General features: G+C 40.5%; 18 protein-coding genes and 1 pseudogene. 10 read left to right on the forward strand and 9 right to left on the reverse strand.

Going from position 1 to position 25,916, the window contains the following annotated elements:
* Nucleotides 1-96: 96 nt before the first annotated feature.
* From BOW57_RS04845 to BOW57_RS04865, 5 genes and pseudogenes are all read right to left on the reverse strand, one after another.
* A complete protein-coding gene (locus BOW57_RS04845) occupies nt 97-1,533 on the reverse strand; it encodes a TolC family protein (protein ID WP_129053236.1) in 1,437 nt (478 codons plus the stop codon).
* Nucleotides 1,523-4,729, reverse strand: coding sequence for an efflux RND transporter permease subunit (locus BOW57_RS04850; RefSeq protein WP_129053237.1), 3,207 nt, complete (start codon nt 4,727-4,729; stop codon nt 1,523-1,525). The genes BOW57_RS04845 and BOW57_RS04850 overlap by 11 nt, the downstream gene beginning before the upstream one ends.
* Nucleotides 4,730-4,750: 21 nt before the next feature.
* The gene (locus tag BOW57_RS04855) at nt 4,751-5,833 is read right to left on the reverse strand and encodes an efflux RND transporter periplasmic adaptor subunit (RefSeq protein ID WP_129053238.1); all 1,083 of its coding nucleotides are present in this window, start codon (nt 5,831-5,833) and stop codon (nt 4,751-4,753) included.
* Between the two features lie 158 nt (nt 5,834-5,991).
* Complete coding sequence (locus tag BOW57_RS04860) at nt 5,992-6,381, reverse strand: hypothetical protein (protein WP_129053239.1); 390 nt, start codon at nt 6,379-6,381, stop codon at nt 5,992-5,994.
* Between the two features lie 181 nt (nt 6,382-6,562).
* A pseudogene (locus BOW57_RS04865) lies at nt 6,563-8,334 on the reverse strand (chloride channel protein).
* A 483-nt stretch (nt 8,335-8,817) separates the two neighbouring features.
* On the opposite strand from BOW57_RS04865, the gene BOW57_RS04870 reads away from it, so the two are divergent.
* Nucleotides 8,818-10,131 carry a DUF389 domain-containing protein gene (locus tag BOW57_RS04870; protein WP_129053240.1) on the forward strand — a complete coding sequence of 438 codons (1,314 nt, stop codon included), beginning with the start codon at nt 8,818-8,820 and terminating at the stop codon, nt 10,129-10,131.
* A gap of 158 nt (nt 10,132-10,289) precedes the next feature.
* On the opposite strand, the gene nhaA is transcribed toward BOW57_RS04870, so the two are convergent.
* Entirely contained in the window at nt 10,290-11,471 is a 1,182-nt protein-coding gene (gene nhaA / locus BOW57_RS04875; protein ID WP_129053241.1) for a Na+/H+ antiporter NhaA, read from the reverse strand.
* Between the two features lie 99 nt (nt 11,472-11,570).
* Nucleotides 11,571-12,644: a succinylglutamate desuccinylase/aspartoacylase family protein gene (locus tag BOW57_RS04880; protein ID WP_129053242.1), complete on the reverse strand. Its 1,074-nt coding sequence runs from the start codon at nt 12,642-12,644 to the stop codon at nt 11,571-11,573.
* A gap of 361 nt (nt 12,645-13,005) precedes the next feature.
* Between BOW57_RS04880 and BOW57_RS04885 the strand changes: the two genes are divergently transcribed.
* Nucleotides 13,006-13,407, forward strand: coding sequence for a hypothetical protein (locus tag BOW57_RS04885; protein ID WP_129053243.1), 402 nt, complete (start codon nt 13,006-13,008; stop codon nt 13,405-13,407).
* Nucleotides 13,408-13,565: 158 nt separating this feature from the next.
* Here BOW57_RS04885 and BOW57_RS04890 read toward each other — a convergent pair whose 3' ends face one another.
* A complete protein-coding gene (locus tag BOW57_RS04890; RefSeq protein WP_129053244.1) occupies nt 13,566-13,934 on the reverse strand; it encodes a hypothetical protein in 369 nt (122 codons plus the stop codon).
* A gap of 330 nt (nt 13,935-14,264) precedes the next feature.
* Between BOW57_RS04890 and BOW57_RS04895 the strand changes: the two genes are divergently transcribed.
* The 4 genes from BOW57_RS04895 (at nt 14,265) to BOW57_RS04910 (ending at nt 17,625) form a co-directional block, all read left to right on the forward strand.
* The gene (locus BOW57_RS04895) at nt 14,265-14,699 is read left to right on the forward strand and encodes a hypothetical protein (RefSeq protein ID WP_129053245.1); all 435 of its coding nucleotides are present in this window, start codon (nt 14,265-14,267) and stop codon (nt 14,697-14,699) included.
* Nucleotides 14,700-14,716: 17 nt separating this feature from the next.
* Nucleotides 14,717-15,304 carry a hypothetical protein gene (locus BOW57_RS04900; protein ID WP_129053246.1) on the forward strand — a complete coding sequence of 196 codons (588 nt, stop codon included), beginning with the start codon at nt 14,717-14,719 and terminating at the stop codon, nt 15,302-15,304.
* 257 nt (nt 15,305-15,561) lie between these two features.
* Nucleotides 15,562-16,866 (forward strand): glutamyl-tRNA reductase, encoded by a 1,305-nt coding sequence (hemA, locus tag BOW57_RS04905; RefSeq protein ID WP_129053247.1) that lies wholly within the window; start codon nt 15,562-15,564, stop codon nt 16,864-16,866.
* Between the two features lie 315 nt (nt 16,867-17,181).
* On the forward strand, nt 17,182-17,625 hold the full coding sequence (locus BOW57_RS04910) for a response regulator (protein WP_129053248.1): 444 nt from the start codon (nt 17,182-17,184) through the stop codon (nt 17,623-17,625).
* A gap of 67 nt (nt 17,626-17,692) precedes the next feature.
* Here BOW57_RS04910 and BOW57_RS04915 read toward each other — a convergent pair whose 3' ends face one another.
* Nucleotides 17,693-17,896 (reverse strand): hypothetical protein, encoded by a 204-nt coding sequence (locus BOW57_RS04915; RefSeq protein ID WP_129053249.1) that lies wholly within the window; start codon nt 17,894-17,896, stop codon nt 17,693-17,695.
* A 509-nt stretch (nt 17,897-18,405) separates the two neighbouring features.
* Between BOW57_RS04915 and BOW57_RS04920 the strand changes: the two genes are divergently transcribed.
* The 4 genes from BOW57_RS04920 (at nt 18,406) to BOW57_RS04935 (ending at nt 25,913) form a co-directional block, all read left to right on the forward strand.
* Nucleotides 18,406-19,089: a DUF1080 domain-containing protein gene (locus BOW57_RS04920; RefSeq protein WP_129053250.1), complete on the forward strand. Its 684-nt coding sequence runs from the start codon at nt 18,406-18,408 to the stop codon at nt 19,087-19,089.
* Nucleotides 19,090-19,143: 54 nt separating this feature from the next.
* Nucleotides 19,144-20,880, forward strand: a complete 1,737-nt coding sequence (locus BOW57_RS04925) for a DUF6377 domain-containing protein (RefSeq protein WP_129053251.1) — start codon at nt 19,144-19,146, stop codon at nt 20,878-20,880.
* A 472-nt stretch (nt 20,881-21,352) separates the two neighbouring features.
* A complete protein-coding gene (locus tag BOW57_RS04930; RefSeq protein ID WP_129053252.1) occupies nt 21,353-24,424 on the forward strand; it encodes a TonB-dependent receptor in 3,072 nt (1,023 codons plus the stop codon).
* 10 nt (nt 24,425-24,434) lie between these two features.
* A complete protein-coding gene (locus BOW57_RS04935) occupies nt 24,435-25,913 on the forward strand; it encodes a RagB/SusD family nutrient uptake outer membrane protein (protein ID WP_164973668.1) in 1,479 nt (492 codons plus the stop codon).
* Nucleotides 25,914-25,916 lie beyond the last annotated feature (3 nt).

Genomic DNA, 25,916 nt, shown 5'->3' on the forward strand with positions numbered 1-25,916 from the left:
GACATAATAGCTCTTTACTCAAAAGATAAGAGGCTAATTCAAAAAGGAGACCAGCTTTCGGCCAATCTCCTTTTCAAAAAATGAAAATGAAAACTACTAATTCCAGCCGCCTCCGAGCGCTCTATAAACATTAACAAATGCGTTCATCTGCTGTTTTTTGGTTTCAATAAGTTCGAATTTGGATTCCAAAGCATCTTTCTGGGTCAATAAAACCTCCATATAATCTGCTCGTGCAGAACTAAACAAATTGTTAGATATCTGAATAGATTCATTTAAGGCCTCAACTTGTTTTGACTTTAAGTCATAGCTTTTTGCCGTATTCTGGATTTTAGACAATTGGTTGGCCACTTCAACATAAGCATTAACCAATGTCCTTTCATAATTGTAAACAGCCTGAATCTGTTTGGCTCCCGCGGTAAGATATTCTGCTTTAATAGCATTTCTGTTAATCAAAGGTGCTACTAAATCACCTGCAATGGAGTACAATAAAGATTCTGGAGAAGTCAGTAAATATTTGGTATTAAAAGCCTCATATCCAATTCCTGCTGAAATGCCTAGCGAAGGATAAAATTTAGCTTTAGCGGCTTTAATATCCAGTTTCGCGGCGATTAATTCCATTTCTGCCTTTTTGATATCTGGACGATTTTCTAAAAGCTGAGAAGGCACTCCCGCATGAACATCAGCTGGAGTTATCGTGCTGAAAGTACTGCTGTTTCTGGCAATTTTTTGAGGAAAACGTCCTAATAAAAAATTGATTTTATTTTCAGTTTCTGTAATCTGCTGCTGAATATCAAACTGAAGGCTTTGGGTGCTTAAAATCTGCGCTTCGAATCTTCGTACAGCCAATTCGTTTACCCTTGCGGCTTCTTTCTGTATTTTCACCACTTTTAAAGCATTCGTTTGGATATCAATGTTTTGTTTGATGAATTCTAATTGATTGTCCAAAGCCAAAAGTTCATAATACGAATCTGCTATTTCGGCAATCAGATTGGTAATTACAAAATTCTTTCCTTCAATAGAACCTAAATAACGGTTTAAAGCTGCTTTTTTAGCATTATGCAATTTGTTCCAAATATCGATTTCCCAGCTCGATGTAAGTGCAAAACGATAATTGGGAAGGGGATCAGGCGTTTCTCTGCCTGGCATAATATCTGTTGTTGCTTCTCCCGAACCTGTGCTGGTGTATCTTCCGGATTTGGTTACATCAGCACCAGCGCTAAAGCCTACAAAAGGCAGATATTCTCCTTTTCGTGCTTTTACTTCGCTTTTAGCAATTTCAATTTCTTGAAGCGTAATATTCAATTCCTGATTGTTTTTCAATGCTATATCAATCAGATTTTCTAAATTTTCATCTGTAAAATAGCTTCTCCATTTTACTTTTCCTGTATTTAGAGTATCTAAACCATTATCTGCATAGTTTTCTGGTACTGTTTTGTTTTCTGTTTTTTCTACAATAGAAGTTGTTTTACAGCCCGCTATAGAGAGTAATACGCAGGCAAGACCTGCGTATTTTATGTTTCTGTTATTCTTCATTTTCCTCCGTTTGATTGTTTATTGAAAAATCATCTACATGATGTATGAAATCATCTGACAATGAACTTTCTTCTTCTCCTTTAATTAATTTTCGGCCTTCGGCCATTGAACCAAAAATGTAATATAGTCCAGGAACTATGATTACTCCGAAAATGGTTCCGAAAAGCATTCCGCCAAGCGCAGATCCTCCAATAGTTCTGTTGCCGATTGCACCTGCTCCAGAAGCAAAAATTAATGGGATCAAACCAGCAATAAAGGCAAATGATGTCATTAATATTGGTCTAAAACGCACCTTTGCACCTTCAATCGCTGCTTCGAGAATTGTGGCGCCCTGCTGATGTTTGAGGACGGCAAATTCGACAATCAATACGGCATTTTTACCGAGCAATCCGACGAGCATAATAAGCCCAATTTGTGCATAAATGTCGTTTTGCAAGCCCATCATCTGCAGAATGACAAAAGAGCCTAAAATTCCAACCGGAATAGAGAGAATTACTGATAGCGGAATAATAAAACTTTCGTACTGTGCCGCCAATACAAAGTAAACGAAAGCCAATACGACTAAAAAGATATAAAGCGATTCATTGCCTCTTCCAGCTTCATCATAAGAAAGACCTTCCCATGCAATATCGTATCCTTTAGGAAGTGTTTTAAGAGCGGTTTCCTGCACTGCTTTAATGGCATCTGCCGTGGTGTATCCTTTTGCAGGCTGACCCTGAATAGCGGCAGAATTATACATGTTGTAACGCGTGATCTCATTAGGGCCCTGCGTTTTTTTGAGTGTCATGAATGCCGAATAAGGCACCATTTCTCCGTGATCATTTTTTACAAAGAGATTCAATACATCTGATGGTAGCCTTCTGAATTTTGGATCAGATTGGACATACAATTTAAAAAACCTTCCAAATTTGATAAATCCCTGTTCGTAGGTGCTTCCGATTAAAATATTTAGGTTTTCCATTGCCTTGCCGATAGAAACGCCTTTTTGCATAGCCAGATCATTATTAATCTCTAGTTCGTATTGCGGATAATTGGCAGCAAAGAAAGTAAACAGACCAGAAAGTTCTTTACGTTTGCCCAGTTCGGCCATAAACTGCTTGTTGATTTTATCAAATTCCTGATAATTGGTGCTGGTTGTTTTGTCTAATAAACGCATAGAAAAACCTCCAGAAGAACCAAATCCAGGAATTGCTGGCGGTTCAAAAAATTCTACAACAGCACCCAGATCTTTAGATTTCTTTTCGAGTTCTTCCATGATTTCTGTTACAGAATGTTTTCTGTCTGACCATGATTTCAAGTTAATCAGACAGGTTCCAGCATTAGAACCACGACCTTCGGTCATGATTTCGTAACCTGCCAGAGAAGAAACCGATTCAACGCCTTCAACCTTTTCGCAGATTTTCTGCAATTTCTGAGCAACCTGATTGGTTCTTTCTAATGTAGCACCTGGCGGCGTTTGTATGATTCCGTAAATGGTTCCCTGATCTTCACTAGGAATAAATCCTGAAGGAAGCACTTTGTTTTCTATAAAAATGAAAGCGCAAAACGCAATCAGGATTCCAAAAGTCAATACTCTTCGGCTTACAATTGTTTTTAGAACAGCAACATAACGGCCTGTAAGCCTTTCAAACCATCTGTTGAAAGCATCAAGCGATTTTGTCAAGATATTTCCTTTTTTCTCTTTTCCATGGTTGTTTTTCAAAAGAATGGCGCAGAGAACAGGAGTAAGGGTCAAAGCTACAATAGCAGAAATGATAATCGAGCTGGACATGGTAACCGAAAACTGTCTGTAGAAAGTTCCCACCGGTCCCGACATAAACGAAACGGGAATAAAAACAGAAACCATAACGGCTGTAATAGCAATAATGGCACCTCCAATTTCGCCCAATACTAATTTAACGGCATGATAAGGCGTAATATGCGGGAATTCTTCAAACTTGGCATGGACGGCCTCGACGACGACAATGGCATTATCTACTACAATTCCGATTGCCAGTACCAAAGAAAACAGCGTTACCAAGTTGATTGACATTCCAAACAGCTGAATAACAAAGAAAGCCCCAATCAACGATACAGGAACCGCTATAATCGGAATTAAAGTAGAACGCCAATCTCCTAAAAATATAAACACAACCAAAGCAACCAAAATGAATGCATCTCTCAAAGTATGAACCACTTGATCAATAGAAGCATCTAAGAATTGCGAAACGTCATAACTGATTTTATAATCCATTCCTGGAGGAAAACTCGCTTTCATTTCTTCCAGTTTTGCTTTTACATCATTGATTACGTCACTTGCATTACTTCCGTAGTTTTGTTTTAATACAATTGCGGCAGAAGGATGGCCATCTAAATTGGAGTAAATATCGAAAAACTCACTTCCTAATTCTACTTTTGCAATGTCTTTTAAGCGAATGCTTTCACCTTCAGAATTGGCGCGTACAATTACATTTTCATATTGTTTAGGTTCGTCGTATCTCCCTTTGTAAGTTAATACGTATTCTAGAGATTGCGCTGCTATACCAGAACTTTGTCCTAATCGACCTGGACGGCCAATGATACTTTGTTCCTGAAGTGCTTGCATAACTTCTTCAACAGAAATTTTATAAGCTCTCATTCTGTCCGGATTCAGCCATACACGCATGGCGTATTTGCGGCTTCCTAAGATCTGTGTTCTCGCAACACCTTTTACACGGCTGATTTCTGGAATCATTTTGACATCGGCATAGTTATAGAGGAATTTCTCATCCATGCTTTTGCTTTTCGAGTAAAGATTGACATACATTAGCATACTTGGCTGTATAGGAGTAATAACAACTCCTTCACGCTGAACCAGTTCAGGTAATAATGGCATTACCTGATCTACCCTTGTTTTAACCCTGATTACGGCTTCATTAGGATCTGTTCCTGGTTCAAATATGATTCTAAGTGTCGCTTCTCCAGCACTCGTGGCATCTGTTGCCATATAACGAACGCCTTGCGTGCCGTTTAGTGAATTCTCTAATGTAATTAAAGTGGATTTTACCAGTACATCGGCACTTGCACCCGGATAAGCGATAAAGATGTTTACGGTCGTGGGCGCAATTTGCGGGAATTGCGATATTGGAAGCTGCTTGATTGAAAGCGTGCCTATAAAGACAATTATAATCGAAATTATAATTGCAAAAACGGGTCTATGAATAAATTTATTAAACATGTGTTCTTTTTTTAGATTCGGTTATTCTGCATAGAGTCCTAAATTTGACAGTACCGACTGAGGTTTTACAACTTCGTAGTTTATCTTTTCATTTTCTTTTACAAGACGAAGTCCCTCTAAAAGTATTTTATCATTAATTGACAAGCCTTCTTTAATTACGAATAGGTGGGGCATTTCGGCAGCAATAACAACTTCTCTGGATTTTACTGCATTGTTTTTGTCAATCACATAGACATATTTTTTATCTAAAACCTCAAATGTGGCTTTCTGAGGGATCAGCATTGCATTTTTCAAATCAATAGGCATCTGAATGCTTCCCGTTTCACCGTGTCTTAATAATCTCTTCGGATTAGGAAAAACAGCTCTGAAAGGAATGTTTCCCGTTTCATTGTCAAAATCGGCTTCAATAGTTTCTACTACACCGGTGTAGGGAAACTTTTTGTTGTTGGCCATTAGAAGATTTACTTTCATTTTGCCGTTTTTCTCTGCTTTTTCTTGATAATCCAGATATTCAGACTCAGGAACATTATAGTAAACCCACATTGAGCTGTTGTCTGCCAATTCTGTCAGCAATTCTCCTTCGTCAACTAGACTTCCCTGACGAACATGAAATTTGTCTATAATGCCGTCAAAAGGAGCTCTGATTTCTGTAAACTGAAGATGAACTTTGCTTAAGGCCAGTTCGGCATCTGCTTTTTCCAGTTTGGCTTTTGCCATTGCCAGTTCGTTTGGAGAAACCACTTTTTCATCGGCTAGTTTTTTGGCATTTTGGTATTCAATTGCGCTGAAACTTACTTCTGCTTTAGATTTTTTCATTTCTGCTTCGTAAAGTGCAGGCATGATTTTAAACAAGAGCTGTCCTTTTTTTACCATTTGTCCTTCGTCAACGTAGATTTTTTCAAGATAGCCGCGCTCTTGGGCTCTTATTTCAATATGTTGGATAGAGTGTATCTGAGATACATAATCTTTTGTAATTGTAGTATCTTTTTCAATCGGACTGGTAACCAGAAATTTGGTTTTTTCCTCTTTTTCTTCTTCTTTTTTTGAATTGCAGCCCGCAAAAACTAAGGCGCATAAAGTCATGATCATGAAAATTCTCTTCATAATTATTTCAGCATTAAAACGTAATTTATTTTTGATTTTTAAGTAAAAAGGCCTTTGAAAACAGACCATAGCAGCTCGTATCCTTCTATTTTCTAAATTAGAACACAGAGGATAGAACAATAAAGGAATCGGCTATTTTGAAATAGCGATAGCAAAAATCAAATTCTGAAAACCTGAAACAGGAGATATACTTTATTATAAAGTAAACTAAAGATTTTGCAGTCATTTACTTTCTGGGTAAAAGCAGTCGCAGAAACGGCAAAATGATTGCTGATGTGAAAAAATGAAAAGTAATTGCTTTTGACAAGCTGTTTTTGCACCGAAGAAAAGTTCTCTTCATTTTCTTCATTATCAAAAAGGCACATTTTCCTTTTAAAGGATTCAAATGAACGTCCACGATTTAAACTGGCTTCATTTTGAGCATTATTAATAACAGTGCAAAAAGAAAACTTTTTAAATAAAACAATGTTATTGTGTGCATAAGTGCTGCCATATCCATTTAAAAGAATGACAATAGAAACGAATAATTTAGTGCACCAATTCTTCATAAGAGCTACAAATTTACTGAAAGGATTCCTTAAAAGCAATGCCTGAGATCTAAAATAAACATAGAAATGCTGATTTCGGATTTTATGCTTCCTTTATTTTGCAGATTGATTTTTTTACCAGCTTCAAGAGATTAAATTTTTATCTTTTGGGTTTTATCTGCTGTATTTCTACTGGGGGAAATTATTCAAAAATCATGGATTTAAGCTGATTTCGGTAGGCTTCCAATGCAGCGCCCTTGTCTATATAGCCGCAATAGAGATCCTCCTTGAGAACCGGAAGATAGGATCTGCTGCTTTTTTCCAGCTTCTGCATTACGGTCTCCATACTGTCATTATAATAAACGATTTCCATCGGGGCGGCCATTAGGTCTTTCGCCCTGATATCGGTATCATTGAATATAAATTCCTTTATATCGCTGAAATAGACCACGCCGAGCAGTTTTTCCCCAGAAGTCACGGCAAACATTCCCTGATCGGAAGCTTTTATCACACTGCGAACCATGTGGATGTCATCCTCAGGAGCAAGCGTTTTGGGATCATTCTGCAGTATGGCGTCCATTTTAAGGGTCCAGAGGATATTGGTGTCCTTGTTGCTGGTAAAGACATTCCCTTTTTTTACGAGCCCTTTTACATCCAGGGAATGCTTTTCAAAACGTTTTGAGATTGCAAAGCTTATCGAGGCGACAATCATAAGCGGGATGATCAGATCATATCCGCCTGTGATTTCTGCAATAAGAAATATGGCTGTAAGAGGGGCATGAAAGAGTCCGCTGAGTATTCCCGCCATGCCCACTATGGCAAAATTGCTTACCGGAAGGTCGGTCAGTCCGGTAAGGTTAAGGAATTTAGAAAAAAAATATCCGGCATATGAGCCCAGAAAAAGCGATGGCGCAAAATTTCCTCCGTTGCCTCCGCTGCCAAGGGTAATGCCTGATGCGAAAGCCTTGAGCATCATTGATGCCCCCACAAAAGCCAGAAGCACCCATTGATTGGAGCTGAAGTCCTTGAAGAGGGTATTTTCCAGAAGTTCGCCCGGATTGCGGTCGGCCAGAGATTTGATGCTTTCGTATCCTTCACCAAACAGGACTGGAAATGCAAAAATGAGAAGTCCGAGGACCAGAGCGCCGAAAAGCGCTTTTTTATATGCACCGAGCCTTAGGTTTGCAAAATAGTGCTCGGTTTTGAGAAAATTCCTTGAATAATAGACCGAGAGAAAAGCTGTAAACAGGCCCAGAAGGATATACAGTGGGATGTTGTGGTAATCAAAAGTCTGCTTTTGGCGGAAGCTGAGCAGTATATTTTCGTTAAGCAGGATTGCAGAAACCAGGGCGCCGGTTGCGGCGGCGATCATAATCGGTGTAAAGGCTGCTATGGTCACATCCACCAGAAGCACTTCAACGGCAAACAGCACCCCTGCTATGGGCGCATTAAAAGCAGCGGCGATTCCGGCCGCGACTCCGCAGCCCAGAAGGAGCGTCCTGTCTTTGTAGCTTAATCGGAACTGCTGGGCAAAATTGGAACCGAAAGCGGCTCCTGTAACCACAATTGGGCTTTCAAGCCCGGCCGAGCCTCCAAGCCCCACTGTGAGGGAACTTGTGAGAATCTGCGCATAAAGCTGTTTTTTGGGAACAATACTGGCTTTGCGGGCTACCAGATACAGGATTTGGGAAGTGCCTTTTTCAATGGTCCCTCCAAGGAGCCTTCTGGTGGCCATCACCGTGAGCAGGATCCCTATAACGGGAAGCACTGAGTTGATAAAGCTCAGCTTTAGTATGCTGTTGGCATATGCAGCGGCCTGATAAACCGAATGGGCAAATGATTTTAGGAGTATGACGGCCAAGGCGGAAGTGATCCCGACAAGGACGCTGGCCAGAAATATAAACTGTTTGGGAGACATTTTTTTCTTCCTACAATAAGAAGGGCCTCAATCTGTAAAAGCTTTTTTTTAAACATGAAAGTGAAAACTGTGTACGCGCGCCCGTGCATTGATTTTAAATGCGGCAATAAGCGCTGCGGGATTATAGGGGCAATTTTTTCAAAGATACGCCACAGCTTTGTTTCAGCATCAGATTTTAACAAACAATTTATTAATAGCACTGCTTTTAGCTTCCATGAGGTATCCAGAGCCGATAATTCCTTATCCTTTACAGAGTTCTGTTTTTCCTTTCTCTATGCGGTTGGGAGCGCCGAATTTAAAGGAATGCTGATTTTCTAAGTTCAAAAAAGGCTATTGGGGGAAAATGCATAATATCAGCTTCTTCCGCCTTATTTCATGGGGATCCAGCTTTCGATCTAAAGTCCCAATATACATGCCGCAACACTGTACCTGCATCCGGTCTTCTCCAGATGGTCTGCAGGGCAATTTCACAATTGTTTTGGATGATATGCATATTTTTTTTAAATTCAAAATACAGAAATTTTATCAAGAAGCAGATTATGGAGAAATTTTCAGGATTTTTCACCCTCCATGAGGATGAAGACGACAAGGGTAAGACCCTTGAGAGTGTCAAGAAAAATATTGATTTCAAAGGCGCCAATCTTTGGATACTGGCCTGTGCGATCATTATTGCCTCTGTGGGGCTTAATGTGAACTCTACAGCGGTGATCATAGGTGCGATGCTGATTTCCCCGCTGATGGGACCGATAGTGGGGGCGGGTTTTGCCCTGGGAATCTATGATTTTTCCCTGCTAAAAAAATCGTTGCGCAACCTGCTTAATGCCACTCTGGTAAGCCTTCTTTTCTCGACGGTCTATTTTTACCTGAGCCCCTTCAAGGAAGTGCAGTCCGAACTGCTTGCACGCACATCTCCCAATATATATGATATACTTATTGCCTTCTTTGGGGGGCTGGTGGGCGTGATTGCCGTCACCAGGACCGAAAAGGGAAATCCCATTCCCGGGGTCGCCATCGCCACGGCCCTCATGCCGCCGCTCTGTACGGCAGGCTACGGCATTGCCACTATGCAGTGGCCTTTTTTCCTAGGCGCTTTCTACCTGTACTGCATAAATTGCGTGTTTATCGGCATATCCACTTTCCTGATTGTAAAATATCTTAAATATCCTGCCAAAGAGGCTGTGGACAAGGGACAGCAGAGAAAAGTCAGAATTTTCATTTCCGTACTCATTTCCGTTATGATTATCCCGAGCGCCTATCTTGCCTATACGCTGTATGAGAAGCAGCAGTTCATCAAAAGTGCAGACCTTTTCGCCGATCAGGAGTTCACAGCTAAAGGCTACACGATGGTTTATAAAAAGACTTCCTATGCTCCAAAGGGGAAAGTGCTGGAGCTGGCTTTCCTTTCCAAGAGATTTACAGATTCCGAAATGGGCCTTCTGAGAAAAAAAATGGGTGAGAACCAGTTTTTGAAGGGTGCCCAACTGATTATCAGGCAAGACAGCACCGACCGTTTCAGTGCGCTGAAGGGCGATATCCTGAGCCAGATCAAAAGCAGTGAGAATGAGCTCAATGCAAAGGATGTGAAGATCATGCAGCTCCAGAAGCAGCTCTCGCGCTATGAGTTCGATAATGCCTCATTTCTGAAGGAAATCCGAATATTGTTTCCCGAAGTAAGTTCCCTGGCCATTGTGCGCCAGCAGGCCGCATTAAAAAACGATTCGCTTGCCGAGGTGACTGCTGTGGCATATGACGCGGCAAAACCAATCAGACAGGCCGATAAGGAGAAGTTCAGGACCTGGCTCAATGAAAGGCTGGGCGTCAAAAACGTGGTGCTCTACCGCCGCGAGAAGTAGCCTTATGGCGCATAGATCAAGGTATGATTGCCTGTGCACGCGTAAAGGATGGCGTAAAAAAGGGCCTTATTTTTGCAAATAAAACCCTTTTTCGAATAAAGCAAAAAAAAGCATTTCAAGCTGCACGGGCCCAAAATAGCCGCTGCATTGAAAATTTGTTATGATTTTTCGGATCTTCTGCCATAGAGATATAAAATGGCATAGCCCAGCGCGCCGGCCAGAAGGGAAGCTGTAAGAACGGCAAATTTTGCCTGCAGCTGTAATTCAGGCTGCTTAAAGGACAAAAGGGCAATAAAGATAGACATGGTAAAGCCGATGCCGCCCAGAATGCCTAGTCCAAGTACATGAGGCCATGATGTCTGGTCGGGCAGTTCTGAAATTTTGAGCTTAACGGCTAACCAGGACATTAAAAAAATCCCGGCGGGCTTGCCGAGAAATAATCCCAGTATGATACCCATCCCGATGCTTCCTGCAAGCCCTTCGATCATTCCGCTCTCAAAAGTGATGCACGTATTGGCAATGGCAAACAGTGGCATTATGAAAAAGTTTACCGGAATGGTAAGGCTGTGCTCAAGTTTTTCCAACGGGGATTCGGTGTCATCCTCATTGGTGGGCAGGGCGAGCGCCGTCAGTACCCCTGCAATGGTGGCGTGGATGCCTGAATGATGCACCAGATACCACATTGCTGCCCCGGGAATGATATAGCAGAATATGTTTTTTACCCCGCATCTGTTAAAAATGATCAGAAGCGACATGATGCCTGCTGCATAGGCAAGGTAGATAAGATGGATTTCGCTGGAATAGAATATTGCGATTACCAGTATGGCGATCAGATCGTCAACGATGGCAAGTGCGGCCAGAAAAATTTTAAGCCCGTTTGGGACTCTGCTGCCCAAAAGGGAAATAATGCCGAGTGCGAAGGCAATATCGGTGGCCATGGGAATTCCCCAGCCTGCGGCCGTCTGCGGATTTGAGGCATTCAGCGAGGCGTAGAGCAGGGCCGGCACAGCAACACCGCCGATAGCTGCAAGCACCGGCAGGGACGCCTGTCTGAAGGAAGAGAGTTCCCCTTCGATGATTTCCCTTTTGATTTCCAGGCCGACCAAAAGGAAAAATACAGCCATAAGGCCATCATTAATCCAGGTAATAAGGGGATATTCCAGATCTATGGCTCCAAAATCCCTGCCAAGTTTCATCTGCAGCAGACCATTAAACGATTCTGCCCACCCGATGTTGGCTATAGTGAGCGATATAGCTACGCAAAGCAGCAGGATGACACCTCCGGCTGAGGAGGAGGAGAAAAATCGTTTGAAAATATTTAGGTTTATTAGTTTTGTCATATCTGCAAATTTAGCCGGTAAGGGCAGAAAAAACAAATCGGGATTGATTTTTAGAAGAATCCAAAGAGTTTTTCGTTAAGGAAAATGCGGGCAGCAGTCTTATTTTTCCTGTTCTTTTTCATTACTGCTTCTGCTGCGGCCGATCCAGAAAAGCGGGGCAGATGTGCTGGCGGCAAGTCCGGTGCTTTTTTTAAGGATTGTTCCGTCTGCCGGCGCGGTTATTATTTTTACGTTCCTGCCGAAAACATCGGTTATATAGCCTATTTCCTCGCCTTTGATAATGCTGCTGCCGGCCTTTGCGCTGCTGTAGAACAAGCCTTCTGCAGGTGAGGCTACAAGCAGCTGGTCATTAAAGAATCTTTTTGGAAGCACTGCCTGCGGAGCCAGTTTATGCTGATACATTTTGAGCTGGGCCAGCATATTATACACAGCATTCATGGCCGGGCCTATTTCAGATCTGGCGGCGGCGGCCTGCTTTGCCGCCGTTATGCTCAGGGCTGGAATGCCAAGGCGCACTGCCTGTCTGGAGATCTGCTTGGAAGGCTGCCCGCAAGGCTGAAGATAAGGCCTGGCAACTACGGTTCCCAAACCGCTGATTTCGCACAGGCGCGAGCACAAGAGGGCCTGCTGGGGAAGTTCACTGTTATGATAGTAGCTGGCATATGATATAAGGTCTTCATTGCTGCCCGCTGATCTGATATCCAGAAGAATATCAGTAGCATCAAAAATATGGGTGGTTATAAAATCGGCTGCAAGCCCATTGACGATGCTTTTTTGGGCTTCTGGAAAATACTGATCCAGATTTAAATCCGTATTCAGGCCGTTATTTTGGCAGGAAGAAAAAAAGGAATCCAGATTCATTATCGGAATTATGATCAGGCTCCCGGCCAGTTTTTCAGGGTTTATCTCGCGGCGCAGTTTTAAAAGTGATTGTACTGCCGATTGTTCTGAGGGCCGCGCTCCTGACACGATGGCAAAGGTCGGTCCCTTAAATCTTCCGCATATCAATGTTGCCGGGAGCCCGGCTTTGATGCTGTCAGAAGTGCCGATGCGGAATATGGTGTCAATTTTTTTGCCCTGATGCTGTTCAAGGTAGAATTTCAGCGATTTTTTTTGAGACGCCGCCGTCTGGCATATAAGCAAGGATATGAAAAGCAAGAATAAATGTTTCATGGAATTTTGAGAGCGGATACGGGTATCCTGATTAATAAATGATTAAAACCAATTAGGCCTGCAGAGATAAAACACGATTAGTTTTGCAATAGGAAACGACTTGAAATGATATCCAGCAGATGTGTAGGAAAAACATTGAATGGTAAACAATTCACGGGATCTAGTGGCCTATGGGGCTAAAAATGGTGAAGATGCAGCGAGTCTTAAAAGATTAAGGAAATTTAGCGAAGTGAAAAGCCGGCCCCCAAAGGCCGGATATGCGGTACGCTGTTTAAGGGATTTCTAGAAAAGGTGAAATAGGTGAAGCAGGCTGCTGCTGTCCAGCCGGCAGGCTATTTTGTTCTTGAAAAGCGAGCTGTCTATGGCGCAGTTCGCCAAAACAGCATCAAAGCGGAATTTTTCATTTTTCAAAACACAAACGGACGGCTTGAGTTTGGTTTTCCGTTCATTGGATGAACTATTTATTCTCACTTTTTTTTTAGCGCCCGGTGCACTGAAAACTGAAGCTGTTCCATCTGAGCCTGCAAGGATTTCCATGGACGGATCAGAGAATACAGCCGATGAAAGCTTTTCAGGCTCACTGCCGTGGAGAAGACGCAGGGCGGTAAGCAGGAAGATCAGTATGTTCTTGCAGGGCGGCATTAGGGGAGATGAGATGATTTTATTTCTTTTTGATATCCGAAACGGCAAATATAGCTCTTATTATGCTTATGAGATAATTATTGGGCATCAAATCGCCTTTAAATGGGATTTCATTTTCTGAAATTGAATGCTGACCAGAGGTTCTCTAAGGGGTATTTTTAACCACTATACATTAAGGTGGCGACCCGCGCACCGGAGCAGGCTCCTGCATTAAATCTGCCTGCGGCGGGATCATTTAACCGCCCGGGGCAGAGTATAGTATTGCCGCGGATATTAAAATCATTTTTCAAATAATCCGTCCTTTTCCCATTGCTTGACTATATCTATAGTTTCCTGGGGCATTCTGGGGCCTCCCTTGGGCATCAGCACGCTATTGCCGTTTTCAAGGGAAATGCGGATGATGAGGCTTCGTTTTAAAACGGCCTCTTTGACCTGGGCATATGTGGCAAGGGATATGGGCGCACCGTTTGTGGGAACCGCCGCATGGCAGACAATGCAGTTATTGTCAATAATTGATTTCACATCCTTGTCATAGGTTGCTGATCCGGCAGGGGCGGTGGTGTCCGTCGGAGCCGCGGAATCATCATTGGAGCAGCCTGCAAGGATTATGGCAGCTGATAAAACGGCACATGCTTTTTGTAGTTTCATAACGTTTTTTTTTTGGTTTGCAGAGCAGAGATGATTTTCATCTCAAGGAATGCTTTTCACCTATATACGCCAAAAACTCTTTTACAGATTGCAGGAAGACCTCTTTTTGTCCATTGAAATCCGAATCATGGCTTTTGCCGGCGATATCTCCAAAAACATGGGCAGTATGAAAAGATGATGCGGGATGCTGTTTTAGGCATGGCTGATGCTGTGGAAAGGATTCAGATTATTTAAAACAATTCTAAACTAAAGTTTTCTTTTTACTTGTTAAAACCATCCTAAAAAAGTTTCCGTATATGACCTTAAATCTAACCGCTATAAAAATCACGTATGAAAATCAACAAGCACATCAAAAAAGGACTTTGGATCGCAATGGGAACGACGGTCCTGTTTTCGGCAATTCTTCTTTTCCATATCATTACTGCCAAGCCTGCGGTTTATGACACTCCAAACCTGCAGGTAAGCCGCATTGATTTCAAGCAAGCTATCGATTCTGCGCAGGCCAGACAGATCTGCGCTGATCTGAGATCCATCAAAGGGCTGACCTCGGATTCCATCATTATCAAGAGAAACGTGGTGGTTTACTTCCATAATAACCGGATCACCAATTCAAAAAAGGTCTATTCGCAGCTGATGGCCAAAAGGCATTATGAGGCCCAGCCTTATGTGCTGCCTGAAAATCTGGCATCCAAAGAAGTCTGTCCTATGGACCAGAACAGTCTGGGCTACAAGCTGTCCCAGAAGATCAATCATTTTTTTAATTAACCTTTAATATTATTGTTATGAAAAATTATTCTAAAATCGCCTTAATCGCGTTATTCCTTTCAACGGCTGTTTTTACATCCTGCAGCAATGATGATGAGACTCCGGCTCCTGTAAAAGCATCCATATATGAGCGGTTGGGAGGCACTAAAATGGTTGCCGATCCTGATAATTCAGGACAGATGATCGAGCAGGGACGCCTTAGCTTCCGCAAAGTGGTCAATTCAACAATCGGACTGATAGTTGCCGATATCCAGTCCAATGCATCAGGAAACCTGCAGGCGCATTTTGCGCCCCTTCTGGCCGAAACCGGTACGACCCAGGCTACAAATATTGCAAAATTATCCGATAACCTGACTGATTTCTTTTCCTTCAACACCGGAGGGACAAATGCAGTGAATACGTATTCGGGCCTGAGCATGGCAGCAGCGCACAACCCTGCGACAAACCCTAGAATGGGAACAAAATCCAGCAGTGCCGACTATACGAAATTCGAAGGTTATGTGGGAGCTGCCGCCAATGCGAACGGCGTTGCTTCAAACACAGAACTTTATACGGATATTGTGGCAGTTTTGGAATCATTGAGAACGCCCATCGTCCAAAAATAATTCATCTTCCCAAAAAACGCCGCCTTTTTATGCGGGCGGCGTTTTATTTATAAGTCATTGTCTTATTCCAAAACAAGCATGTCTGCCTAAAGGAATCCCTTTGCAGTTGCAAGTTTGCTGAATGGCATCTTTGATCATATATCATATAAGGACCATACTGATTGGAGGCGCTTGTCCGCATGGCAGCACATACGGGTGCGGACTGATTTTCCAGAGCAGAACTCCCTTTTTTTCGAATTTTTAATCAAAGCCATCCCATGGAAAATTTTAAGCTTTCCCAAAACACCACTTTCTACGCCTTAGGATTAAGCTATAAAAAAGCAGATGCCCTGATCAGGGGGAAATTCAGCCTGGATGCTGAAGGCCAGTCTGATCTGCTGGCGCAGGCCAAAACCGAGGGCATAGAGTCGTTGATTGTAATTTCCACCTGCAACAGGACTGAAATCTATGGATGGGCTTCTCATCCGTATGAACTGATAAAACTGCTTTGCGGCCATACGAAAGGCAGCGTGGAGGAATTTCAGCAGTCGGGCTATATCTATAAAAACAGCCAGGCCGTCAGCCACATGTTCCGGGTAGGGACAGGTTTGGAGAGCCAGATCCTGGGCGATTTTGAAATCATCAGCCAGATCAGAACCGCTTTTAACCGCAGCAGAGAGAAAGGTTTGGCCGACACATTTCTGGACCGCCTGGTAAACACTGTAATCCAGGCGAGCAAAAAAGTCAAGACAGAGACTAAGATTTCCTGCGGCGCGGCGTCGGTTTCTTTTGCATCGGTGCAGTATATAATCCAGAATGCCGCCGATGTAGGGAATAAAAATATTCTGCTGCTGGGGACAGGAAAAATAGGCGGCAATACCTGCGTAAATTTATTAAAGCATACCAAAAACAGCCATATAACCCTTATAAACAGAACAAGACACAAAGCCGAATTGCTGGCGCGAAGACTCAATGTCATCGTAAAGGATTACGGCGATCTGAAAGAAGAGCTGCAAAAGGCGGATGTGCTGGTTGTGGCTACGGGAGCGCAAAGCCCCACTATTGATAAAACACTTCTTGGCCTGCATAAGCCCTTATTGATCCTGGACCTGTCCATTCCGCGCAATGTGGATGCCGATGTGGAAGGGATACCGGGGGTAACCTTAATACATCTGGATGATCTCTCCCAGATTGCCGATGAGACGCTGGAGAGAAGAAAACAGCATATCCCTGCCGCAGAAGCCATTATTGAGGATCTGAAATCAGAGCTGTATGCCTGGGTGAACGGCCGAAAATGCGCACCGACCATCCATGCATTGAAAGCAAAACTGAATGAGATTGTATCGACTGAGTTTGCTTTCCAAAAGAAGAAAGCAATCCATTTTGACGAGGTTCAGATGGATCTGGTCAGTTCCAGGATTATCCAAAAATTGATAGGCCATTTTGCGAGCCACTTGAAAGACGAGAGTACGCCAGTGGACCAGAGCATAGAATTTATTGAAAAAGTATTCCAGATAGGGCGGTTTATGCCCGATAGATCTTCTTGGCCTACAGAAGAAAAATACAGAATCAATCTGTCATAAAAATAAACTGGAATTCAAGCGCCAGACAGACCAGGCAGAGCCGGGCATCTAGGGCATATCTATAAATGATGCGCTTGAGGTGTTTTTTGAAGCGGAATTCTTATTCTGATTTTACATAATTCACATCTTTAAGGTGGAAATTATGTAAAATATGTTTCCGTATTTGTTTCAGGGCGCCAGAATTCCTAAATTGGAAAATTATTGAACCAAGAGCCGAATAATTCGATTTTCAGGGATTTGCCCAGGGCTGTGGCGCAGCCGGCTTGAGGGATCCTTGTATGATGGTTTTATTCGGCAGCGAAAAACCGACAGATCATGGATGAAGACCCGAAAATAATCATATGCCTAGCCGATGACGATGAGGACGACCGCATGCTGCTCCATGAAGCGCTTCTGGAGCTCGATCGGCCTTTCAGGATATTTGAGCTCTGCAGCGCACAGCAGCTCATCGAGCATTTTTCCAAACCGGAGCAGGAGCCTGCCGATTTCATATTCCTTGACCTTTATATGCCGGGCATGGACGGCTTTGAGTGCATCGAAAGGCTCAGAGGCATGGGGCTGGTCAGCAGAAATGCAAGGATCATCGTCTATTCCATCGACAGTGCCGGGAAGACAATGCAGAAGGCATTTGCCCTGGGAGCGGATTTTTATGCCGTGAAGCCCAGCACGTATGCAGATCTTAAGAATCTGGTGGCAATAGTAATGGGAGCATCGTGGGAGGATTTATCAGCTCAAGAGCGGATATTCCATATCAGGTAGGGGGCTGAAACAGCCGGGAGCCGGCTTATCGTGCAGTTCCACACGGCAATAGTTTTAGGTTTGTTTTTTAGGTTTGTTTTTTAGGTTTGTTTTTTTTTGGGAGCTTTTTCCCGCTATGCGCTTCAATCTTCTGCGCCGAACCCCGGCGCAGAAGGATTTCCGCTGCTATCGGGGCTATTTTGTGCTTTATTTTAGTGAGGAATAAATCAATTTTCAGCTGTAGTCCATCAGCAATTATGTCTAATAAAAAAATGGCGCCAATTGTCTTCAATTGGCGCCATTTGGCTTTGTGACAGGGACAGGACATATTACAACATCATTTTTGGATGATTTGAAGAAATTGGCTTTCTATATGTAGTGTCTGTCTTGCATTGGCAATGTAAATTTGGTTTGGATGCCCTGTTGGGGATTGATGCAAAAATTGTAAAAACTCAGTTGATTCATCGAATTAAACTGATATATAAATTTACAAATTTTATGGAAGATTTTAAAAGATTGTTTTAAGTTAAGATAGTATTGTCTTTCTTTGGCTCTATGAATTACTTTATTCGATTTAGGTTTTGTGGCACAAAAGTAATTCCTTTCAAGCACATTGATCTTGAATTAGCAGGCTTTTGTTTCAGTAATTGGAAAAACATAAATAATGGCTGAAAATTTTATAATTGGCTATATCTTGTTTGCGCAGAATAAAATTTTAATTTTACTTTTTTGAAAGATTTGGTTTCTCTCCCGCCTGTTACAATAAAAGAATAGTTTTAACTGATTAATAAAAATATTGAAATGAAAAAAATTATAGTTTCATTAGTTGTTTTGTTTGGACTGCAAACGATGCAGGCACAGAAAAGTTTCAAGCCCCTTTTTGACGGCAAATCGACAAAGGGCTGGCATTCCTATGGCAAAAAATCCGCTGGAAAAGCATGGAAGGCGGCAGATGGCATATTGCATTTTGATTCAAAAGAAGCAAACAATGGGCAGGGCGGGGACTTAGTAACGGATGCTGAATTTAGGGATTTCCATCTTAAATTGGATTGGAAAATAGCCCAGGACGGGAACAGCGGTATAATTTTTTATGTAAATGAGAATCCTGTAAAATACCAAAATACTTATAGTACTGGACTCGAAATGCAGCTTTTAGATAATGAGGGCCATCCGGACGGAAAAATTCTTAAGCATCGAGCAGGAGATTTGTATGATTTGGTTCAAGGCAGATCAGAGCCTGTCAAACAGGCTGGAGAATGGAATACTGCCGAAATTGTCAGCAGGAAAGGAAAATTAACACTTATTCTTAATGGAGTTACAGTGGTAGAGACTATTCTTTGGGATGATAATTTCAAAAAAATCGTAGCGGGAAGCAAATTTGCAGATTGGCCGGATTTTGGCACATTCAATAAAGGAAAAATTGCTTTGCAGGATCATGGAAACGATGTCTGGTTTCGCAATATTATGATTAAAGAATTAGATTAGTAATATAATGTGCTGATATTATATGTATCAGTGAAAATTTGTTGACTAAAAAAAATGTTTAATTTAAAATCACTAATGTATGGCATGGTTAAGCAATTTTTTATAGAAAAATTCCTTTTACGTTTTAGCTTAAATTTCATTTTGATTGCTATTCTACTATTATGTTCAAACAGTTTTTATGGACAAAGCGAGCAATTGTTAAAAAGGCTCGATCAGGTAATAGATTCCTCGAGCATTTATGATAAAAGCAAGAGAAAGGCCATTCAGGATTTAAAGGATCAGCTTAGGCTGGTTAAAGATGATCGCCACAAGTTATTGGATTTAAACCAGCAGCTTTTTGATCAGTATGTACTTTTTAAGAGAGATTCTGCTTTTGATTATGCCTTAAAAGTCAAAGAGTTATCAGAAAAAATTAATGATAAATCCTTTTTGATGAAGTCCAATATTAATTTGGCCAATATCAGTGTTTCTGCGGGTATGTATAAAGAAGGGTTGGATTACCTTCTTTTGATTAAACCCGAAGAGATAAACAATGAGAACGGATCTTTATATTATGGACTGCTTGGCAGGTGCTATAGTGATATGGCAGAATACAGCAGTATTCCGATCTTTAGTAAAAAGTACAACCAGCTTGCTAAGGAGTGCAGAATTAAGGCATTAAATTTAACAGCTGAAGGTACTTTTTTCAATTCATTTTTAAAATTTTTTAACGAATATAAGGATGGTGATTTAGCTTCTGCTGAAAAAGGCTTTCTGTCCCTTCTTAATTCTGATGTTAGTGATAGGGATGAAGCCTTATTAAATTACATGCTTGGAGAGATCTGCAATGAGTCGGGCAGGGGAGATCGCGCACTTGATTATTACAGCAAAGCCGCTATTTCAGATATTCGTATCTCAACAAAAGAATCACTGGCTATAATAAGGTTATCAGAGCTCTTGTTTAGAAAAAAGAATCTGCAGAGTGCATCTTCGCTAGTGAAAAAAGCATATGATGATGCTGTTTTTTATGGGGCACAGCAGAGAAAACTACAAGTAGGAGCGATCCTGCCGCACATTGAAGAAGAAATAGTCCAGAATATTGAAAGAGAAAAAAAGAGACTTTACTTTCAATATATAGGTGCAATTGTTTTTTCAGTAATTGTAATCTGCTTTTTAATCCTTACTTTTATGCAATTCAGGAAAATTCAAAAAGCAAAAAAGATAATTGCAGTTGCGCATACAGATCTGCAGAATGTAAATAAACAACTTGTTGTTGTAAACGAAGAAATAAAGGCGCGTAACAGCCAAATTGAATTGATTAACAATCGTCTTTCAGAAGCTAATAAGATTAATGAAGAATATATTGGTTTTTTCTTTACGGAATATGATGATATTTTTGAAAAGTTTAATGAATTTACATCTTACATAGAAAGGGATATTGATTCAGGAGATTATGCTAAAGCAAAATACAGAATATCAAGATATGATTTGAAGAAGGAAAAGGATAAACTGCTCAATAATTTTGACACAGCGTTTATCAATCTGTTTCCTGATTTTATTGCTGAATTCAATTCGCTCATGAAACCCGGGGAGCAGATAAAGCTAAAAGAAGGGCAGATTCTTAATAAAGAGCTGAGAATTTTTGCCTTGATCCGTTTAGGGATCAAACACAATGAAAAAATTGCCCAGATTTTAGGTTATTCGGTCAATTCAATTTATGCCTATAAAACTAAAGTTCGTAATAAGTCCATAATCGAAAATGAAGGATTTGATAAAAAACTGATGGAAATGACTTCTGTAAAAATTAACTAATTAAGCAAATATTTAAAAAAAAATCCCGCTATTCAATAGCGGGATTTTTTTGTTTGCAACCGTTTTGTTTTGTTGTTTTTAAATGAGAATAATATATTTTTTATAGTAAAATATTACAAAATATGTTTTTTTGTGCTTGAATAATTGCTGTTTTAAAATTTAAAATCTATATAATTCTTGATGCTTAAATTTTGTTAATAGATTTAATATCAATAATATACAATTGTTTTAATGAATTTCACCCCTTGTTTTTTCTATACGTTTTACATACAGACATTTTTCGCATGTGTTTTTTTGTTCCTTTGCTTTGATCCGAATCTATTATTGGATTTCGTAGTTTTTTAAAGGCCTTTTAAAACACGTGAAATATTAATTTAAAAAGTATGTAACAAATTATAATCGGGATTATAGAAAAACCAATCTTACTTCAAAAAACCAACACTAACAATTTACTAACCAAACAAAAAAATAAATGAGATCATATCATGAAATCGATGTTTACAGGACATCTATTAAAGATTTTATCCTGGTACTTTTTATGCTTGTCGCGTTTTGTGGCAGCAGTAGTGCTTTTGCTGTAGTAAAACAGCAAGAAGGACCTGCGATTAAAAGTGCGCAAAAGATAATTACAGGAACTGTTTATAATGAAAAGCATGAGCCTTTACCTGGTGCGACAGTAACAATAAAGGGAACTGCATCAAGTACTACTACAGATTTCGACGGAAAATTTTCTATTAAGGTAAATACTGTCGATGCTGTTTTAGTAATATCATATATTGGATATTCTAACAAAGAAATTTCTGCAACCGGCACAAATTTGGAAATTCAGTTAGTACCAGAAGCAGTATCACTGACAGATATTGTAGTAATCGGATACGGAAAAGCCAAAGCTAGAGATTTAACTGGGGCTGTTGCTTCAATCGATGTAGCCAAAACGAAAAATCAGCCTGTTGCTAATATTGGCGAGGCTATGCAGGGAAGGGCTGCCGGTGTACAGGTCATTTCGAGTGGGGAACCGGGATCCAATGTCACTTTTAGAGTGAGGGGAACAGGTACAATTGCTAATAATAACCCTCTTATCGTAGTGGACGGAATGCCTTTAAATGGAGGCCTTAACCAAGTAAACATGAATGATGTAGAATCGATCAGCGTACTTAAAGATGCCTCTTCCACAGCAATCTATGGTTCCAGGGGAGCAAATGGAGTTGTGATTGTAACCACTAAAAGAGGCGGAACAAAAGAAGGTTCAACTTTGACTTTTGATACTTTTACGGGAGTACAAAATGCTTCAAACGTGGTAAAGATGCTGAATGCTTCACAATACGCATCTTTAAATAATGATATGATGACTAATGGAGGACTTACTCCTAATCCATTATGGACAAATCCCGCTTCATTGGGAACAGGAACTGACTGGGTTGGAACATTATTCAATCCTGAGATGATGTCTAGTTATACTTTATCTTATGGGAATAAAACAAAGAAATCTAATATCTATGTTTCAGCTAATTATTTTAACCAGAAGGGTATCGTTTTAAATACTGATTATGAAAGATTCATTGTTCAGTTTAATTCTGATACTAAAGTGACAAGCAAAGTAAAATTTGGAAACAGTGTTAAAATTGCACACGATATAAAAGAAAGCGGTGCATATGATATCCGTAGCACGTTATTGGCGAATCCTACCCAGCCTATATATGATGAAAATGGAAATTTTACTGGACCTACAGGAAATACTCTTTATTATGGAGATATTACAAATCCAATCGGAAAAGCCACAACTGTAGAAAGATCAACAAAAGGATATAATCTTCAAGGTAACCTTTTCGCAGAAATCAATTTGCTGAAAAACTTAGTGTTTAAGTCTTTAGGTGGGGTTGAGGCAAATATCTGGTTTGACAGAACATGGTCGCCTAAATATTCATGGGGTTCGAATGTTCAGACCAACTCATATCTTTATGAAGGGACAAATAAAAGCATTACTGTTCTTTGGGACAACACCCTGACGTATGATGCTCATTTTGGCGCACATAATGTAAATGCAGTTGTGGGAAGCAGTTCGCAGTCTAATAAGTATGATTTCTTAAACGGCTCTATTCAGAAATTTGCGAGTGATGAAACACAGCAGATAGACAATGGTACATTGCAGCCGACAGTAGGAGGTAACGCTTCTGAATGGGCAATTATGTCTTATTTGGCAAGAGTAAATTATGACTATGACGACAAGTATTATATAACCGGTACAATCAGAAGAGATGGGTCTTCTCGTTTTGGTGAAGGAAATAAATGGGGATGGTTTCCATCAGGTGCTTTATCATGGAGGATCTCATCAGAGAAATTTATGGAGAAAGTAACAGCTATTAATGATTTGAAATTAAGAGTTGGTTACGGTATTACCGGAAATCAGGATATTGGTAATTATGCTTTCTCTTCATCATACAATACGGTTATGTATAATTTTAATAACAATTATGTAAGCGCAGTTGTGCCGACTGTACTTCCGAATACAAATGTAAAATGGGAAGGTCAGGAACAATTTAATGTTGGTTTGGATGCTTCATTTTTCGACAGCAGAATCAATTTAACTTTTGATGCTTATGTAAAAAACACCAATGATATGTTAGTCCCGATGTCTGTTCCTGTAACTTCAGGCTATTCAGATATTTATGTGCCATCAATAAATGCAGGGAAAATTCAAAATAAAGGTATTGAATTGTCATTATCAACAAAAAATCTGGTCCATGAATTCAAGTGGTCTTCAGATGTTGTTTTTTCTTATAACAAAAACAAAGTTGACAGTATAAACGGTGATACGCCAATTATAACGGGAAGCACAGGATTGAACAGTACCATTTCCCTAATTCAGGCTGGGTACCCTGTAAACGTTTTTTATGGGTATGTAACTGACGGTATTTTTCAAACACAGACTGATGTAAATAATCATGCAGTGCAGATGCCTGGCTCTAATACGGCAACAAGTACTGCGCCTGGAGATGTAAGATTCAAGGATCTTAATAATGATGGAATCATTAACGATAAAGACAGAACGTTTTTAGGCAATCCTAATCCAAAATTCACCTATTCGCTTAACAATACATTTTCTTACAAGAATTTTGACTTAACAGTTTATTTTCAAGGAGTATACGGAAATGACATCTACAATGCCAATCGTATGTATACAGAAGCTATGTCGGTTGCAAATAATCAGACAGTGGCAACTTTAGGAAGATGGACAGGCATTGGAACGAGTAATAGTATGCCAAGAGCAGTGTATGGTGACCCTAACAGCAATGCCAGAGTTTCTGACAGGTTTGTAGAAGATGGTTCATATCTGCGACTAAAAAATGTGAGTTTGAGTTATAATTTTCCAGAGAGCGTATTTAACAATGTATTTTCATCAATTCGATTATACTTCTCAGCGCAGAATGTTTTGACTTTTACAAACTACAAAGGATTTGACCCTGAAGTTTCGGTAAACGGTATCGATAATAGCGTGTACCCGGTTACTACAAATTACTCTATTGGACTTAATCTTGGATTTTAAAATTATGAAAATGAAACACATAAAAATAGGCTTAATGGTAATGCTGTCATTTGTAATGGTGCAGTGCAGTGATGATTTTTTAGACAAAACGCAACCCGATACTATCAATACCGGAAATTATCCTACCAATGCTGAGGAATTAATCACAATGGTTAATGGTGCTTATCAGCCATTGCAATGGCCAAAACTATATAATTTCAGAATGTGGACCAGTGATATATTTGCAGGCAACAGTATTGTTGGTGCCGGTGGAGGTGAAGATGGGATTGAAACCACGAACTTGTCTAATTTCGTTACAACTCCAAGCAACGAAGGGGTATTGGATTTATGGCGTGGACCATGGCCAGGAATATTGAGATCCAATATTGTATTATCGGTCGGACCAAAGTTAAATATTGACGAATCAGTTAAGAATAGATGTTTAGGTGAGGCGTACTTTTTAAGAGCACAGTATTACTTTATTTTAGTTCGTTTTTTTGGCGACGTTCCATTAATTACTGAGCCGCAAAATTCAAACAGTGATCTTTATCCGTCACGTACATCAAAAGATAAAGTATATGCTTTGATATTAAGCGATTTGGAAAAAGCTGTTGCCATGCTTCCTACTAAGCAGGAAATGTCAGAGGGAGATAAAGGACGCGCAAGCAAAGGATCTGCAATTGGTCTATTGGCTAAAGTAAATCTTACATTGAGCAATTGGCAGCAGGTTGTCGATTTAACGACAAAACTGGAAACAATGGGATATGGATTGAATGCAGATTACAGCGACAATTTCAGGACTGAAACCGAAAATTCCAAGGAATCTCTTTTTGAAGTTCAATATGCCGCCAATGCAGGATATGATTTTTGGAGCAATGAAAATCAGGCTTCATGGGCAAGCACTTTTACAGGGCCAAGAAGTTCTAATATGGTAGCAGGAGCTTACGGATGGAGCCAGCCGACTCAGGAGTTTTTTAACAGTTATGAGAACGGGGATCTTCGTAAGGATAAAACTGTATTGTATCAGGGATGTCCTGATTTTGCCGGAATTCCTTACAGTGCTTCCTATTCCTTGACAGGATACAATTTAAGAAAGTTTTTAGTGCCACTGAGCATTTCACCTTCTTATGATAACAGCCCGCTGAATTTCCCTGTACTTCGCTATTCGGATGTTTTATTAATGAAGGCAGAGGCTCTTAATGAATTAGGTAATACCTCACAGGCAGAAGCACCGCTTAATCTGGTGCGCAGACGTGCAGGTTTGGCCAACATTACTACTGGACTTGGCAAAGTTGCATTCAGAGATGCAGTTCTGCATGAGAGGAGAATAGAATTAGCATTTGAAGGGCAAAGATGGTTTGACCTTATAAGAGTGGAAAATGGACAATATGGATTGGATTTTCTTCATTCTATTGGTAAAACAAATGCTGATCAGCATCATTTGCTTCTTCCAATACCACAAATTGAGCGTGACAGAAATCCTAATTTAAGCCAAAATCCAGGTTACTAAAAT

This window comes from Flavobacterium sp. YO64 (assembly GCF_004119505.1).
GTDB lineage: Bacteria > Bacteroidota > Bacteroidia > Flavobacteriales > Flavobacteriaceae > Flavobacterium > Flavobacterium oncorhynchi.